The sequence below is a fragment of the Aquibium carbonis genome, from assembly GCF_003970795.1.
Lineage (GTDB): Bacteria > Pseudomonadota > Alphaproteobacteria > Rhizobiales > Rhizobiaceae > Aquibium > Aquibium carbonis.
Genome location: NZ_RWKW01000004.1, coordinates 36729 through 51578 on the forward strand (window position 1 = coordinate 36729; position 14850 = coordinate 51578).

20 protein-coding genes are annotated in these 14850 nt (G+C 65.4%); 8 read left to right on the plus strand and 12 right to left on the minus strand.

Going from position 1 to position 14850, the window contains the following annotated elements; all coding sequences use genetic code 11:
• Nucleotides 1–9: 9 nt before the first annotated feature.
• From EJC49_RS01925 to EJC49_RS01935, 3 genes are all read right to left on the minus strand, one after another.
• The gene (locus tag EJC49_RS01925; protein ID WP_126697771.1) at nucleotides 10–975 is read right to left on the minus strand and encodes an NAD(P)-dependent oxidoreductase; all 966 of its coding nucleotides are present in this window, start codon (nucleotides 973–975) and stop codon (nucleotides 10–12) included.
• A 44-nt stretch (nucleotides 976–1019) separates the two neighbouring features.
• On the minus strand, nucleotides 1020–1652 hold the full coding sequence (locus EJC49_RS01930) for a nucleoside/nucleotide kinase family protein (protein ID WP_126697772.1): 633 nt from the start codon (nucleotides 1650–1652) through the stop codon (nucleotides 1020–1022).
• Between the two features lie 124 nt (nucleotides 1653–1776).
• Nucleotides 1777–2808, minus strand: a complete 1032-nt coding sequence (locus EJC49_RS01935) for a TRAP transporter substrate-binding protein (protein ID WP_342635341.1) — start codon at nucleotides 2806–2808, stop codon at nucleotides 1777–1779.
• A gap of 200 nt (nucleotides 2809–3008) precedes the next feature.
• On the opposite strand from EJC49_RS01935, the gene EJC49_RS01940 reads away from it, so the two are divergent.
• From EJC49_RS01940 to EJC49_RS01955, 4 genes are all read left to right on the plus strand, one after another.
• Nucleotides 3009–4133 carry a 5-methyltetrahydropteroyltriglutamate--homocysteine S-methyltransferase gene (locus EJC49_RS01940; protein WP_126697823.1) on the plus strand — a complete coding sequence of 375 codons (1125 nt, stop codon included), beginning with the start codon at nucleotides 3009–3011 and terminating at the stop codon, nucleotides 4131–4133.
• A 101-nt stretch (nucleotides 4134–4234) separates the two neighbouring features.
• Nucleotides 4235–4489: a ribbon-helix-helix domain-containing protein gene (locus EJC49_RS01945; RefSeq protein ID WP_126697773.1), complete on the plus strand. Its 255-nt coding sequence runs from the start codon at nucleotides 4235–4237 to the stop codon at nucleotides 4487–4489.
• Nucleotides 4482–4778, plus strand: a complete 297-nt coding sequence (locus EJC49_RS01950; protein ID WP_126697774.1) for a type II toxin-antitoxin system RelE/ParE family toxin — start codon at nucleotides 4482–4484, stop codon at nucleotides 4776–4778. The genes EJC49_RS01945 and EJC49_RS01950 overlap by 8 nt, the downstream gene beginning before the upstream one ends.
• Nucleotides 4779–4799: 21 nt before the next feature.
• On the plus strand, nucleotides 4800–5417 hold the full coding sequence (locus EJC49_RS01955; protein ID WP_126697775.1) for an alpha-ketoglutarate-dependent dioxygenase AlkB family protein: 618 nt from the start codon (nucleotides 4800–4802) through the stop codon (nucleotides 5415–5417).
• A 33-nt stretch (nucleotides 5418–5450) separates the two neighbouring features.
• Here EJC49_RS01955 and coaA read toward each other — a convergent pair whose 3' ends face one another.
• From coaA to hisB, 9 genes are read right to left on the minus strand one after another with little or no spacing between them, the layout of a single operon-like run.
• Nucleotides 5451–6410 carry a type I pantothenate kinase gene (gene coaA, locus EJC49_RS01960; protein WP_126697776.1) on the minus strand — a complete coding sequence of 320 codons (960 nt, stop codon included), beginning with the start codon at nucleotides 6408–6410 and terminating at the stop codon, nucleotides 5451–5453.
• Nucleotides 6411–6447: 37 nt separating this feature from the next.
• Nucleotides 6448–6771 carry a phosphoribosyl-ATP diphosphatase gene (locus tag EJC49_RS01965; protein WP_126697777.1) on the minus strand — a complete coding sequence of 108 codons (324 nt, stop codon included), beginning with the start codon at nucleotides 6769–6771 and terminating at the stop codon, nucleotides 6448–6450.
• Between the two features lie 9 nt (nucleotides 6772–6780).
• The gene (hisF, locus tag EJC49_RS01970) at nucleotides 6781–7575 is read right to left on the minus strand and encodes an imidazole glycerol phosphate synthase subunit HisF (protein ID WP_126697778.1); all 795 of its coding nucleotides are present in this window, start codon (nucleotides 7573–7575) and stop codon (nucleotides 6781–6783) included.
• A 39-nt stretch (nucleotides 7576–7614) separates the two neighbouring features.
• Nucleotides 7615–8193: a Uma2 family endonuclease gene (locus EJC49_RS01975; RefSeq protein ID WP_126697779.1), complete on the minus strand. Its 579-nt coding sequence runs from the start codon at nucleotides 8191–8193 to the stop codon at nucleotides 7615–7617.
• 4 nt (nucleotides 8194–8197) lie between these two features.
• Entirely contained in the window at nucleotides 8198–8953 is a 756-nt protein-coding gene (gene hisA, locus EJC49_RS01980; protein ID WP_126697780.1) for a 1-(5-phosphoribosyl)-5-[(5-phosphoribosylamino)methylideneamino]imidazole-4-carboxamide isomerase, read from the minus strand.
• A gap of 4 nt (nucleotides 8954–8957) precedes the next feature.
• The gene (locus EJC49_RS01985; RefSeq protein ID WP_126697824.1) at nucleotides 8958–9248 is read right to left on the minus strand and encodes a DUF1330 domain-containing protein; all 291 of its coding nucleotides are present in this window, start codon (nucleotides 9246–9248) and stop codon (nucleotides 8958–8960) included.
• A complete protein-coding gene (hisH, locus tag EJC49_RS01990) occupies nucleotides 9245–9895 on the minus strand; it encodes an imidazole glycerol phosphate synthase subunit HisH (RefSeq protein WP_126697781.1) in 651 nt (216 codons plus the stop codon). Before hisH ends, EJC49_RS01985 begins: the two co-directional genes overlap by 4 nt.
• A 3-nt stretch (nucleotides 9896–9898) precedes the next feature.
• Nucleotides 9899–10381 (minus strand): DUF2628 domain-containing protein, encoded by a 483-nt coding sequence (locus tag EJC49_RS01995; protein WP_126697782.1) that lies wholly within the window; start codon nucleotides 10379–10381, stop codon nucleotides 9899–9901.
• 9 nt (nucleotides 10382–10390) lie between these two features.
• Entirely contained in the window at nucleotides 10391–11002 is a 612-nt protein-coding gene (hisB, locus tag EJC49_RS02000) for an imidazoleglycerol-phosphate dehydratase HisB (RefSeq protein WP_126697783.1), read from the minus strand.
• Nucleotides 11003–11187: 185 nt separating this feature from the next.
• Here hisB and hslV point away from each other — a divergent pair, with 185 nt between their 5' ends.
• The 4 genes from hslV to hslU all read left to right on the plus strand — a co-directional run bounded on the left by hslV (nucleotide 11188) and on the right by hslU (nucleotide 14788).
• Nucleotides 11188–11736 (plus strand): ATP-dependent protease subunit HslV, encoded by a 549-nt coding sequence (gene hslV / locus EJC49_RS02005; RefSeq protein WP_126697784.1) that lies wholly within the window; start codon nucleotides 11188–11190, stop codon nucleotides 11734–11736.
• Nucleotides 11726–12271, plus strand: a complete 546-nt coding sequence (locus EJC49_RS02010) for a GNAT family N-acetyltransferase (protein WP_126697785.1) — start codon at nucleotides 11726–11728, stop codon at nucleotides 12269–12271. Before hslV ends, EJC49_RS02010 begins: the two co-directional genes overlap by 11 nt.
• A gap of 89 nt (nucleotides 12272–12360) precedes the next feature.
• Entirely contained in the window at nucleotides 12361–13392 is a 1032-nt protein-coding gene (locus EJC49_RS02015; protein ID WP_126697786.1) for a glycosyltransferase family protein, read from the plus strand.
• A gap of 94 nt (nucleotides 13393–13486) precedes the next feature.
• A complete protein-coding gene (gene hslU / locus EJC49_RS02020) occupies nucleotides 13487–14788 on the plus strand; it encodes an ATP-dependent protease ATPase subunit HslU (protein WP_126697787.1) in 1302 nt (433 codons plus the stop codon).
• Nucleotides 14789–14850: the final 62 nt, after the last annotated feature.

Consider the following 14850-nt stretch of genomic DNA (forward strand, 5'->3'; position numbering starts at 1 on the left):
CCGGCTATTTCATGCATCGGTCCGGCCGAGGGGCCTGACTTCGTAGCCAGGCTCCTCCGGTTCGTCGTCGACCAGTTCCTGCGGGAAGCCCGGCGCCAGGATCGACAGGCCGGTCGCCTCCTCCAGCCTGCGGATGATGTCGTCGGAGTTGGCCCGCTCGCCATAGCGACGCTGTCCATCACGGAAGATGTCGATCATCAGCGGCGAGATTTCCAGCGGTACGCCGAAGCGGTCGGCGATGGTCTGGAAGAGGCCGATGTCCTTCATCACCAAGTCCATCGAGAAGTCGACGTCGCGGGATCCCGACAGGATCAGCTGGCTTTCGGTCTCGTGCACGAAGGAGGTGCCCGACGAGATCCTGATCGCTTCGTAGGTGGTCGCGAGGTCCATGCCCGCGGCCTTCATCGTCACCAGCGCTTCGCACAGGGTCAGCAGGTTGGCGGTGGCGAGATAGTTGGTCATCACCTTCAGCGTGGAAGCCGTGCCGATCGGCCCGGTGTGCAGGACGCGCCGGCCGAGCACGGTGAGAACGGGCAGGATGCGCTCGAAGACGGCGCGGTCGCAGCCGGCGAAGATCGAGATGTTGCCGGTTGCGGCCCGATGCACTCCGCCCGAGACCGGGCAATCGACCGCGAAAGCCCCGAGCGCCTCGACCCTGGCGGCGAGCCGCGTGATCTCGGCCGCGTCCGTCGTGGACATTTCCGACCAGATCTTGCCGTGCGCCAGACCGGCCAGGATGCCGTCCTCGGCCTCGACCACCGCCGCCGAGGCGGCCGGCGACGGCAGGCAGGTGATGACCATGTCGCACGCCTGCGCCATCGCGCGCGGGCTTTCGCCCCATGCCGCGCCCGCGGCCAGGAAACGCTCGCCCGCCTTCGGATCGAGGTCGCGAACCGTCAGGTCGAAGCCGTTTCGCAACAAGGAGCCGGCGAGCTTGCCGCCCACGTTGCCAAGGCCGATGAAGCCCAGTTTCATGTCATGTTCCCCCGCCTGATCGCGCCGTTGATGGAAACGGCCGATCATCCGGTCCGCTTCGTGTCCTGTCTCCATTCCACATCGGCGGCGCGGCGGCATGCCAGAACGCGACGTGCATTGGGTATATCGTTGGAAAAGGCGCGCGCGACGGCCTGCTCGTGAGAATGGCCGTGCTGCAGCCAGCGTTCGACGAGCCGCCGCTCCAGGACCGGCTCTTCGACATCGAGGAAGATGGTGAAGTCGAAGCTCGGCGCGAGATCGTTCCACGGGGCTTCGTCCGACAGGAGATAATTGCCCTCCACCAGCACGAAACGGATGGCGCGGGGGACGACCGCAGCCCCGGCCCGGGCGAGGTCGGCGGCGCGATCGAACAGCGGCACTGCGACGCCCTCTTCGCTGGCGCGGATGCGCATCAGCGTCGCGGCGAGACCGCCGACGTCGAAAGTTTCCGGCGCACCCTTGCGCGGCAGGAGATTTCGCGCCGCCAGGATGGCATTGTCGAAGTGGAACCCGTCCATCGGCACGATGACGGCCGATCCTTCGGGAAAGAGGGGCAGCAGGGCTTCTGCGAGGGTCGATTTTCCCGCGCCGGGCGGCCCGGCAATCGCGACGACGAAACGATCCCGCCCCGCCGCCTTGCGGAAGATGGTCGCCACCAAATGCGCGATTTCGGTCATTGCCCTGGCCTCCTCACCTGCGCCTCCCATGCTACCGCGAGGGCCCGCCGGCTTGAAGGGGCCACGACGCAAAACGGCCGCGGTTTCCCGCGGCCGTCGAACGATCCGATCGCCTGTCGGCGGACTACATGCCGGTCGAGTACTTCTCGACGAGCGAACGCGCCTCCTCGACGAGCGCCTTGCCGTCCTTGCCCTTGCCGGTCATCTCGGCTTCCCAAGCCTCGACGAGCGGAGCGGCGGTGTCCTTCCAGCGCTGGGTCTCGGCCTCGTCCAGCACGATGATGTTGTTGTTGCGGCCCTCGGCGATCGCCTTGCCGCCGATATCGCCTTCATCCATGACGCGGCCGAAGAAGGCAGCGGTTTCGATGCCGGAATTGTCGTCGATCACCTTCTTCAGGTCGTCGGGCATCGCGTCATAGGCCGACTTGTTCATCGCGACGACGAAGGTCTGCGTGTAGAGGCCGTTCGTGCCGGAGAAGGTGGTGTGGTTGCTCACCAGCTCGCTGACCTTGAGCGAGGGGGTCACTTCCCACGGGATCGTGGTCGCATCGATGACGCCCTTGGACAGCGCTTCCGACACTGCCGGAACGGGCATGCCGACCGGGATCGAGCCGAGCTTCTCGAGCATCTGGTTGATGGTGCGCGAACCGCCGCGGATCTTCAACCCCTTCATGTCCTCGAGCGTGTTCACCGGGGTCTTGGAGTGGATGAGACCCGGGCCATGCGCGTGCCAGGCTATGACCTTCACGTCGGCGAACTCTTCCATGCAGTGCTTTTCGCAATATTCCTGCAGCGCCTTGGAGGTTGCCTCGCCGGTGGTCATCAGGAACGGAAGCTCGAAGGCTTCCGTGGTGGGGAACCGGCCGGGCGTGTAGCCGATGACGGTCCAGATGATGTCGACCGCGCCGTCCTTGGCCTGGTCGTAGAGCGAGGGCGGCGTGCCGCCGAGCGCCATGGCGTCGAACTGGTCGATCTTGATGCGGCCGCCCGACTCCTGCATGACCTTCTCCGCCCAGGGCTTGAGCGCCTTGGCCGGGATGGTGGCCTGCGGCGGCAGCATCTGGTGCAGGCGAAGCGAGACGTCCTGCGCAAAGCCGGAGACCGTCATGGAGCCGAGCGCGACGACTGCGGCGATGGAGCATTTCAGCATGTTCATTGAAGCACCTCCCTTTGGTATCCCTTTGTTATAAGGTAAAACCTTTTCGATGAAAAGTGGCGGGTTGTACGGAAGCGTTCATGGCTTCCCATGATGGTAAAGGATGGCTCGAAGCACCCATGAAAGTCTCGACAGCCATGCGCGAAGTGGCGTAAGCCCCGCCCAACAGCCTGCCACACGGGAGATCAAACGTGTCGTCAATCACCGCCGCCAAGCCACCCTTTCGCGCCGACCACGTCGGCAGCCTGCTGAGGCCGGACTCGGTCAAGGCGGCCCGCCGGAAGTATCATGACGACAAGTCGATCGATGCCGCCGAATTGAAGGCCGTCGAGGACGAGGCCATCCGAGAGGTCATCAAGCTGCAGGAAGATGTCGGAATTCCGGCGATCACCGACGGCGAGATCCGCCGCTCGTTCTGGCACTACGACTTCATGGGCGACCTGACCGGGCTGGACCTCGAACAGCGCGACGAGGGCGTGCAGTTCCATGGCGTGAAACTGCGTCCGATCTTCCCCACCATCACCGGCAAGCTCGATTTCCCCGCCGATCATCCGATGATCGAGCACTTCAAGTTCGTGGCCGCAAACACGAAAGCGACGCCGAAGATCTCCATCCCCGGCCCCAGCTGCTGCCATTTCCGCACCGCCAGGGCCGACATCAAGCCGAAGGAATACCAGGACGATCCGGAAGCGCTGTTCGCCGATCTCGCCGCGACCTATGCCAAGGCCGTGCAGGCCTTCTACGACGCCGGCTGCCGCTATCTGCAGATGGACGACATCTTCTTTGCCTATCTGTGCGACCCCAAGCACCGTGCCGCCAAGACGGCGGAAGGCATGGATCCCGACTGGCTGATCGACCGCTATGCCTGGATGATGCACGAGGCGATCAAGGACCGCCCGGCCGACATGCTGATCGGCATGCACATGTGCCGCGGCAACTTCGTCTCGACCTACGCGGCCGAAGGCGCCTACGATCCCGCCGCCGACGCGATCTTCAACAAGACCGGCGTCGACATCTACTTCATGGAATACGACAGCGAGCGCGCCGGCGGACTGGAGCCGCTGCGCCTGCTGCCGAAGGGCAAGAAGCGCGTTCTGCCCGGCTTCATCACCACCAAGACCGGCGAGCTGGAATCGATCGACGACCTGAAGCGCAAGTTCGACGCGGCAGCGAAACATGCCGATCTCGATCAGCTCGGCATCGCGCCGCAATGCGGCTTCGCGTCGACCGAGGAAGGCAACAAGATCACCGTCGACGACCAGAAGCGCAAGCTGGAACTGGTGGTGAAGACGGCCGAGGCGATCTGGGGCGGCGTAGACAAGTAGAACCACCTCGGGTCGCCGCGTTCTCCTCACGGGGGCGCTCCTTTGTCCAGGGCCGTCCCCCGTGCTATAATCGGTCCATGGCAAAGCCTCCCACGACGCAGATGGTCACGATTTCGCTTTCGACCGAGCAGGCGGAGCGCTTGCGGAACGCCGTGGCGTCCGGTGCCTACGCTTCGAGCGACGACGTGGTTCAGGACGCCCTGCGGCTTTGGGAGTTGCGGGAACGCGAACGCGCGGAAGACCTGGCCCGGCTGAAACAGGCTTACGTCGAAGGCAAGCATAGTGGCACGCCGCGCGAGATTGACCGCGAAAGCTTCCTAGCCGATCTCAGAGAGCAGTTCCGCGCTCGTGGCTAGCATCCGCTATTCGCCGAGGGCGGAAAGGGATCTTCGGGACATCTGGCGCACGATCGCGATCGACAGCATGACGGCGGCCGATCGTCTGATCCTCCGTATCATCGACAAGCTCGAGTTGGCGGCCACTCAGCCCGCCATGGGCGTAGCTCGTGGGGATCTCGGCGCGGAGGCTCGACTTCTGATCGTTCAACGATACATCGTGATATACGAGCCGTCGCCGAGCGGAATCGACGTCATCGCGATCCTCCACGGCATGCGGGATCCCCAGCACTGGCTTGACCAGAACTGACTAAGGGCGGAAGTCCAACCCATGAACGTCCTGCCGCGCGGCGTGAAGCACATCCCCGGCTGTCTCGACGTCGAGGCGCAGCGCGCCCTGCTCGAGGAGATCCGCGCCGTGGTGGCGGCCGCGCCGCTCTACCGGCCCGAGATGCCGCGCACCGGCAAGCCGATGAGCGTGCGCATGACGAATTGCGGCTCGCTCGGCTGGGTGACGGACCGGCAGCGCGGCTATCGCTACCAGGCGACCCATCCCGTGACCGGCAAGCCCTGGCCGGCGATGCCGCAGCGGCTGGTCGACATCTGGGACGCGCTCGCCGGCCACCCCGCCCCGCCGCAGGCGTGCCTCGTCAATTTCTACGCCGACGACGCGAAGATGGGCCTGCACCAGGACCGCGACGAGGAGGACCTGTCCGCGCCCGTGGTTTCGATCTCGCTCGGCGATGCCTGCCTGTTTCGCGTCGGCGAAGCGACGCGCGGCGGGCGCACGACCTCGATCCGGCTCGAAAGCGGCGACGTGGTGATCCTCGGCGGCGAAGGGCGGCTCTGCTTCCACGGCGTCGACCGGATCTATCCGTCGACGTCGGCGCTGCTGAAGAAGGGCGGGCGCATCAACCTGACGCTCAGGCGCGTGACACGAACGGCCTGAAGGGCGGCGCTCGTCGAAACGGCTACCCTGCGGTCACAACCGGCGCAGCGCGACTTCCTCGACGCGATGGTTCGTGCCCTTCTTGAGGATCAGGTCGGCGCGGGGGCGCGTCGGCAGGATGTTCTCGCGCAGGTTCTTCAGGTTGATGTTGGACCACAGACCCTCGGCGATGGCGCGGGCCGAGTCCTCCGACAGGGTCGAATAGCGATGGAAGAAGGAGTCCGGATTGCGGAACGCCGTTTCCCGCAACCGCATGAAGCGGTTGATGTACCATTTGTGGATCAGCGCCTCGTCGGCGTCGATGTAGACCGAAAAGTCGAAGAAGTCGGAGACGACCGGCACGGCGCGGCCGTCCTTCGGCAGGTCGCGCGTCTGCAGGACGTTGATGCCCTCGAAGATCAGGATGTCCGGTCGGTCAATGGCGACGTACTCGCCCGGCAGGACGTCATAGGTGAAGTGCGAATAGACCGGCGCGGGCACGTTCGGCTCGCCCGACTTGATGGCGGATAGAAAGCGAAGCAGCGCGCCGACGTCGTAGCTGTCGGGAAAGCCCTTGCGTTCCATCAGGTTCTCGCGGCGCAGAACCTCGTTGGGATAGAGAAAGCCGTCGGTGGTGACGAGATCGACCTTGGGGCTCGACGGCCAGCGCGCCAGCAACTCCTTCAGGATACGCGCCGTGGCCGACTTGCCCACCGCGACGGAACCGGCAATGCCGATGATGAAGGGGGTCTTCTTGCTTTCCGAGGCGTTGAAGAACGCCTGCCGCTGGCGAAACAGCAATTGCGTGGCTTCGACATGCGCCGAGAGCAGCCGCGACAAGGACAGGTAGATGCGCCGCACCTCGTCGAGGTCGATCGGGTCGTTGAGAGAGCTCAGCCGCTGGACCTCGTCCTCGGTGAGGGTGAGCGGCGTGTCGGCCCGAAACTCGGCCCATCGCTCCGCCGAAAAGACGCGGTAGGGCGAGTACTTCACTTCCGGTGCAAGCTGGTCCATCGCCGTGTTCGTCCCGGAAGATACCAATCCGTTCACGTCAGCGTCCCGTGCGGGACGCCTTCTCCGCAATGCCCGATTGCCCCGTGCGGCGCTCGAGTTCCTCCATCACCCGCGACAGGGGGACATCGGCGAGAGCGAGGACCACCATCCAGTGATACAGGAGATCGGCGCTTTCCGAAACGAGTTCCGTCTCATCCTTTCGCACGGCGGCGATGACGGTCTCGACAGCCTCCTCGCCGAGCTTCTTGGCCGCCCGGTCCATGCCGGAGGCAAACAGCTTCGCCGTCCAGGAGTTCGTATCGCCGGATCGGGCGCGTTCGGCCACGATCCGTTCGAGGTCGTCGAGGGTAAAATCGCTCATGTGCGGCGTTTAGTGCGCAAGCGGTCCGGAGTCGAGTCGCATCGCGAGGCCCGCCGCCGCCATGTGCGCCTTGGCTTCGGCGATGGTGAAGGTGCCGAAATGGAAGATCGAGGCGGCGAGCACCGCCGTCGCGTGGCCGTCGCGGATGCCTTCGACGAGATGGTCGAGCGTCCCGACGCCGCCTGACGCGATCACAGGCACGCGCACCGCGTCGGCGATGGCGCGGGTGACGGCCAAGTCGTAGCCGGCCTTGGTGCCGTCGCGATCCATCGAGGTGAGCAGGATTTCACCGGCCCCCTTGTCGACCACCAGACGGGCGAAGTCGATCGCGTCGATGCCGGTCGGCTTGCGACCACCATGGGTGAAGATCTCCCAGCGATCCGTCTCGCCCGGCTGCGACACCTTCTTGGCGTCGATGGCCACGACGATGCACTGGTTGCCAAACTTGTCGGCGGCCTCGGCGACGAAGTCCGGATTGTTCACCGCCGCCGTGTTGATCGACACCTTGTCGGCGCCGGCGAGCAAAAGCTTGCGGATGTCGGCGACGGTGCGCACCCCTCCCCCCACCGTGAGCGGCATGAAGCACTGCTCGGCTGTGCGGGCGACGACGTCGAAGATGGTTTCGCGGTCGTCGGACGAGGCGGTGATGTCGAGGAAGCAGAGTTCGTCGGCGCCGGCCGCATCATAGGCCCTGGCGGCCTCGACGGGATCGCCGGCGTCGATCAGGTCGACGAAGTTGACGCCCTTGACGACACGGCCGTCCTTGACGTCGAGGCAGGGGATGACGCGGGATTTGAGGGTCATGAAGGTCGTTTTCCGATATCGTCGGCGTGGAGCATGGACCTACCGCTCGGCGGCGGCAGGATTTGCGATGCCCGTGTAAAGGGACTTCAGGTCGATGACGACGGTCTTGTCATCGATCGTCAGAGTGATGGATCCGGTTTCATGGATCACCGGTGACTGCCACTCCCCATCCTCCCCGCGGGACCAGACCCAGATGCGGACCTCGTCCTGCGAAACGGTCAGGTAGTGACGCAGGCTCGGCAGGCTCTGGTAGTCCCGCGCCTTCGGTCCGAAATCATCCGCCAGACTGGACCCCGAGAGCACTTCGGCGATCAGCAGCGGCGACGTGGCCGCCAGCGCCTTGCCATCGGCGATCACCTTGTCGACCATGACGTCCGGAAACCGGATCCCGTCCGCCGTCAGGACACCGTGGTCCGTCGTTCCGACGTCATAGGCCTCGTCGCCAAGCTGAACTGCAATTTGTCGCTCGAGGCGGTTCGCGAGACGCCAGTGATTCCTCGTCACGTTGATCATCATCTCGACCACCCTCCCGTTGACGAACTCGCGCTTGCCCTCGCGCCCTTCGTTCCAGCGCAGGAATTCGTCCGGTGTGGTCGGCGGTCTCGACTGGATGTTCATGACGTCAGTCTAACATGCCGCGCGGGGGCTTTGAATTGCCCGACAGGATGGCGAGCGCCTCGGCCGGATCGATGCGCCCGTCATAGAGCGCGCGGCCCGAGATCGCGCCTTCGAGCTTTCGCGCATCCGGCATGGTCATGCGCACGATGTCGGCGATCGAGGCGAGGCCGCCCGAGGCGATGACGGGGATCGACACCGCATCGGCCAGCTCGATGGTGGAATCCCAGTTGATGCCCGCCAGCACGCCGTCGCGGTCGATGTCGGTGTAGATGATGGCGGCGACACCGGCGCCCTCGAATTTCTGCGCCAGTTCGATCACGCCGAGGGTCGAGGCTTCCGCCCAGCCCTCCACCGCGACCTTGCCGCCCCTGGCGTCGATGCCGACGGCGACCTTGCCGGGGAAGAGCCGGCAGGCCTGCTTCACCAGATCGGGGTCGCGCACGGCGACCGTGCCGAGGATGACGCGGGCGAGCCCCTTGTCGAGCCAGCTTTCGATATGCGCGAGCGAACGGATGCCGCCGCCGAGCTGGACCGGGTTGGTCGTCGCCTTCAGGATCGCCTCGACGGCCGCGCCATTGACGCTGCCGCCCTCGAAGGCGCCGTTGAGATCGACCACGTGCAGCCACCGGAAGCCCTGGTCCTGAAAGGCTTTCGCCTGCGCGGCCGGGTCTTCGTTGTAGACGGTGGCGGTGGCCATGTCGCCGAGCTTCAGGCGCACGCACTGGCCGTCCTTGAGGTCGATCGCGGGAAACAGGATCATCGGCTCAGACGCCTTCCACCACGGCCATGTGGGCGGTCGAACAGGCTTCGCGCAGCTTCAGCGCGGCCTGGTATTCAGGCGAATGGAAGCAGTCGAGCGCGGTCTGATAGCTGTCGAACTCGATGACGACGAGACGCGTCGCCTTCGGGCCTTCCAGCACCTCGCCCTGGCCGCCGCGCACGAGGAATTTCGCGCCATACTTGTCGAAGGCCGCCTTGTTGGCGGCGACATAGCGCGGATAATTGTCGGGATCGGTGATGTCGACCATCGCCATCCAGTAGCCCTTCTTCATCAAGGTCTCCATGTCAGGAAGTTCGCGATCAGGGCGAGGCCGAACGCCTGGCTCTTTTCGGGATGGAACTGGGTGCCCACCATGTTGTCGCGCCCGACGGCCGCGGTGACCTCGCCGCCATAATCTGTGACGGCCAGAACCTCGGCCGGGGTCGTTGCGGCCAGGTGGTAGGAGTGGACGAAATAGGCGTGCAGCCCATCGTCGCCGGTGGGAATGCCGGCGAAGATCGGGTGGGAATGTTTCACGTGAATCGTGTTCCAGCCGATTTGCGGAATCTTGAGCGCGGGATCCGAAGGCTGGATCTCGACCACGTCGCCTGCGATCCAGCCCAGACCGTGCGTGATCGTCTTCTCCAGCCCGCGTTGCGACATCAGCTGCATGCCGACGCAGATGCCGAGAAACGGGCGCCCTGCCTTCAGCGTCGCTTCCTCGATCACCTCCCACATGCCCGGAACCGCGTGCAGGCCTGCGGCACAATCGGCATAGGCCCCGACGCCGGGCAGCACGATGCGATCGGCCGTGCGCACGCGCTCGGCATCGGCCGTCAGGTCGATCTCGGCGTTGGTGCCGCTTTCGCGCGCGGCGCGCTCGAAGGCCTTGGTGGCCGAACGCAGATTGCCCGAGCCATAGTCGATGATCGCCACGCGCATGGATCAGTTCCTTCCGGGATAGCCGAACAGGCCGAGTTCCGGCTCGTTGCCGCCACGCGTATCGGCCGGCACGACGCCTTGCCGAATGGGCGGCAAGGGGCGCGGCCCAGCTTCGATCTCGTCGGGCTGCGCCGACAGATATCGTGTTTCGGCATCCGCGCGGTTGTCGGCGTCGACCACACCCCATTCCGCATAGCCCCGGCGGCGAAGCGCCCAGAGCCGCAAGGCCGAGCCTTCGAGCCCGACATAGATCGACACCAGCAAGGTGAAGCCGCCGACGAGCATTTCGGCGGTACCGGAGGTTTCACCGAGAATGCCGAGCCCGAGCATGACGGCGAGCAGCACGAGCGTCTCGATCCACAGACGGTTCCAGAGCAACCAGACGAGCGGCAGCAGGAAGCCGAGGACATGAAATCCGTCGCGCACGTAGACCTCGTCCGCGTCCACGCGGTCGCGCGGCGGTTGCATCACGACATAGATCGCCATCGTCCGCTCCTATCCGTTCAGCGTTCCCTTGGTGGAGGGGACGGCCCCTGCCTGGCGCATGTCGGGCTCGATGGCCGTTCGAAGCGCGCGGGCAACCGCCTTGAAGCAGGTTTCGGCGATGTGGTGATTGTTGGCGCCGTAGTGATTCGTCACGTGCAGCGTGATGCCGGCGTTCTGCGCCAGCGCCTGGAAGAACTCGCGCACCAGTTCGGTGTCGAAGGTGCCGATCTTCGGCGCGGAGAACACGACCTGCCAGACGAGGAACGGCCGGCCCGAGACGTCGATGGCGGCGCGGGTCAGGGTCTCGTCCATGGCGAGGTCGATCGAGGCGTAGCGCGTGATGCCGCGGCGGTCGCCCAGGGCCTGGGCAATGGCCTGGCCGATGGCGATGCCGGCATCCTCGACCGTGTGATGGTCGTCAATGTGAAGATCGCCCTTGGCTTCGAGCGTCAGATCGATCAGCGAATGCCGCGACAACTGCTCCAGCATGTGGTCGAAGAAGCCGACGCCGGTGGACACCTCGTACTTGCCCGATCCGTCGAGATCGACCGATGCGCTGATCGCCGTCTCGTTGGTCTTGCGGCTGACCGATGCCGTGCGGCCCTTCGCGGGAGCGTTCATTCCCTGGTCCTTTCGATGCCCATGGCGGGTGCTTTATCAGCCCGTTTCGGCGAATTCCAGTTGCCGGCTTCCGGAAGCATGCCGGCCGGGCGATTTGCATTCGACGCGGCGACGCATAGATAACGGTGCAGAGGCCGGGCGCGGCAGTCCGTTCGGCCAATCCAGTCCGCCTTCCGGAGCGCCCCATGTCCAGCGAAATCACCATGCATGCAACGACCATCGTCACCATCCGCAAGGGCGGCAAGGTGGTCATCGCGGGCGACGGGCAGGTCAGCCTCGGCCAGACGATCATGAAGGGCAACGCCCGCAAGGTCCGGCGGCTCGGCAAGGGCAACGTGATTGCCGGTTTTGCCGGCGCGACGGCGGACGCCTTCACCCTGCTGGAGCGGCTGGAGACCAAGCTCGAACAATATCCGGACCAGCTCACCCGCGCCTGCGTGGAACTGGCAAAGGACTGGCGCACCGATCGCTATCTGCGGCGGCTGGAAGCGATGATGCTGGTGGCCGACAAATCGGTGACCCTGGCGCTGACCGGCACCGGCGACGTGCTGGAGCCGGAACACGGCGTCATGGCGATCGGCTCGGGCGGCAACTACGCGCTGGCGGCGGCCCGCGCCCTGATGGACACCGACAAGGACGCCGAGGAGATCGCGCGCAAGGCGATGCAGATCGCGGCCGAGATCTGCGTCTACACCAACGGCAACTTCGTCGTCGAAACGCTCGATGCCGACTGAAGCGCCGGTCATCGGGTTCCGCCCGGTCGGGGCCGCCGACCTGCCCATGCTCGAACGCTGGATGCGGCAACCGCACTGGCGCAAGTGGTGGGGCGATTCGGACGAGGAAATCCGTTTCGTGCAGGACATGATCGAAGGTCGGGACACGACGCGCCCCTTCATCTTCACGGTCGACGGCGACGATGCGGGCTACATCCAGTACTGGTTCATCGGCCATCACCAGAACGAGAGCTGGCTGGCCGACAATCCCTGGCTCGGCGTCCTGCCAGCGGGCACGATCGGGGTCGACCTGTCGATCGGTCCGGCCGACCGGCTGTCGAAGGGCATCGGAACCGCAGCGCTGACGGCGTTCGTCGCCATGCTGCGTGCGACGGGCTTTTCGCAGATCATCATCGATCCCGATCCCGCGAATCTGCGCGCGGTGCGGGCCTACGAGAAGGCCGGCTTCCAGCCGATCCCCGAACTCCTGGGGAAAAGCGGGGACAGCCTGATCATGCGGCATGTCGCACGAGACACCGCGACGCAGACGGCGTAGCGGCTGATCCGCGACGACACCTTGCCGCGCGGGAGCGAATGCTGTTGTGCTTCCGCGCCCGAAAAGCGAACCGGAAGAACGATCCCCGAATGGTCGAGACCTTGCCTCTGACCGCGCACGCCGCCGTCGAACACGTCGCGGACGACGACCGCGCGACGCTTTTCGCGGTGGCCGAAGAAATCGATGCGATCGTCGCGGACTGGCTCGCGCGCCTCGGCCGCGACCGGCTGATCGTCACCCTCGCGACCCGCGATTTCGCCGCCGGGCTCCTTGTCATGATCCGCTCGCTGCGGGCGGTTTCGGACGTCCCGGTCCTGGTGCTGAAGCTCGGTTCGTGGCGGTTCGAGCACGAGGCCGAGGACGTCGCCGCGATCCAGGTGCCGGCCCTCGTCCGGGCGGGCGTCGAAGCGCGGGCGGACCTGCCGCATCTGTCCGCGACGCTGAGCAAGCTGTGGGCATTCTCGATCACGACGCCATGTCGCGTGGCTCATCTGGACGCCGACTGTCTCGTCCTGCGTCCGATCGACGGACTTCTGGACGGCGACGGGTTCGCGGCAGCGCCGGACCTGCTCCTTCACTACAGGCTGCGTGCCTTCAACACGGGGGTGTTCTCCTTCACGCCGTCCGCCGACCTTCGCGAAAGCCTGTTCAGGCGGCTGCCGGAGCTTTCGGTGACCGACGGAGACCAGAGCGTCCTGAACGCCTTTTTCGAGGACTGGCGGCCATTGCCGCTTGGACTGAACTTCCTGCGGAGTCAGGCGCTGGTGCGCGCGCTGGCGCAGGATCGCAATCTGCGCATTCTCCATTACACGCCGGGAAAACCATGGACGAGCGGGCCCTCGCACCCGCGCGACCACGCGCTGGCCCCCCTCGATGATCTCTGGACGGAACGCCTGAGCGACGCGGAATACCGGGACGTCAAGCGGCAGTGGCAGCTGGACGTCGACGCGGTGGAGCAGAACCTGACCGTCTGGGCGAGCCGCTCCGCCGGGCTCTACCGCGACCAGATCGCGGACGGTCTCACGCGAACCCGGCGCCGGCTGAGACTCTGGCTCGCCGGCCTTGGCCTCCTGTCGGCGATGCAGACGCTGGCGCTGTTCTGGATCGTCCTGCGCGGATGACCATGCCGGGCGGGATTGTGCGGCAGGCGGCGATCCCTATGTAGTGTCGGTGCCGACAGTGCCTGCACCGGCGGCACGCTTCACGGAGTAAGACATGACCAATTTTTCCCCCCGCGAGATCGTCTCCGAACTCGATCGGTTCATCATCGGACAGAAGGACGCCAAGCGCGCCGTGGCCATCGCGCTGCGCAACCGTTGGCGCAGGCAGCAGCTCGAGGGCGACATGCGCGAAGAGGTCATGCCCAAGAACATCCTGATGATCGGACCCACCGGCGTCGGCAAGACGGAGATCTCGCGCCGTCTCGCCAAGCTCGCCGGCGCGCCCTTCACCAAGGTCGAAGCCACCAAGTTCACCGAGGTCGGCTATGTGGGCCGCGACGTGGAACAGATCATCCGCGATCTCGTGGAAGTCGCCATCGGGCTCGTGAAGGACAAGATGCGCGAGGACGTGAAGGCGCGTGCGCACATCAACGCCGAGGAGCGCGTGCTGGACGCGCTGGTGGGCAAGACGGCCAGCCCCGCGACCCGCGACAGTTTCCGCAAGAAGCTGCGAGCGGGAGACATGGACGACAAGGAAATCGAGGTCGAGGTCGCCGACACCGCGCCCGCCGGTTTCGAGCTTCCCGGGATGCCGGGCGCCAACATCGGCGTGCTCAACATCAACGAGATGCTGTCGAAGGCGATGGGCGGGCGCACCAAGACGCGCAAGACGACCGTCAAGGAATCCTACGGCCATCTCATCAACGACGAATCAGACAAGCTGCTCGACCAGGACGAGGTGGTGCAGCGCGCGCTTTCTTCGACCGAAAACGACGGGATCGTCTTCATCGACGAGATCGACAAGATCGCGACCCGCGAGGGCGGCGTCGGCGCCGGCGTCAGCCGTGAAGGCGTGCAGCGCGACCTGCTGCCGCTGGTCGAAGGCACGACCGTGGCGACCAAGTACGGGCCGGTGAAGACCGACCACATCCTGTTCATCGCCTCCGGCGCGTTCCATGTGGCCAAGCCGTCCGATCTCTTGCCGGAGTTGCAGGGACGCCTGCCGATCCGCGTCGAGCTGAGGGCGCTGGAGAAGAACGATTTCGTGCGGATCCTCACCGAGACCGAAGCAAGCCTCATCAAGCAGTACATCGCCCTGATGCTGACGGAAGGCGTGGAACTCGATTTCACCGAAGAGGCGATCGACGCTCTCGCGGGCGTGGCCGTGGACCTGAACGCCTCGGTCGAGAACATCGGCGCCAGGCGCTTGCAGACGGTGATGGAACGCGTGCTGGACGACATCTCGTTCAACGCGCCGGATCGCTCCGGAACGAGCGTGACGATCGACGCGGACTATGTCGCCAGGAACGTCGGGGACCTGGCGAAGAACACGGATTTGTCCCGATTCATCCTGTAAGACAGCGTTGCAATCGCACCACAGGTGCGGCTGTCAACGGCCGCGCCTGTGGTTCTCGGACC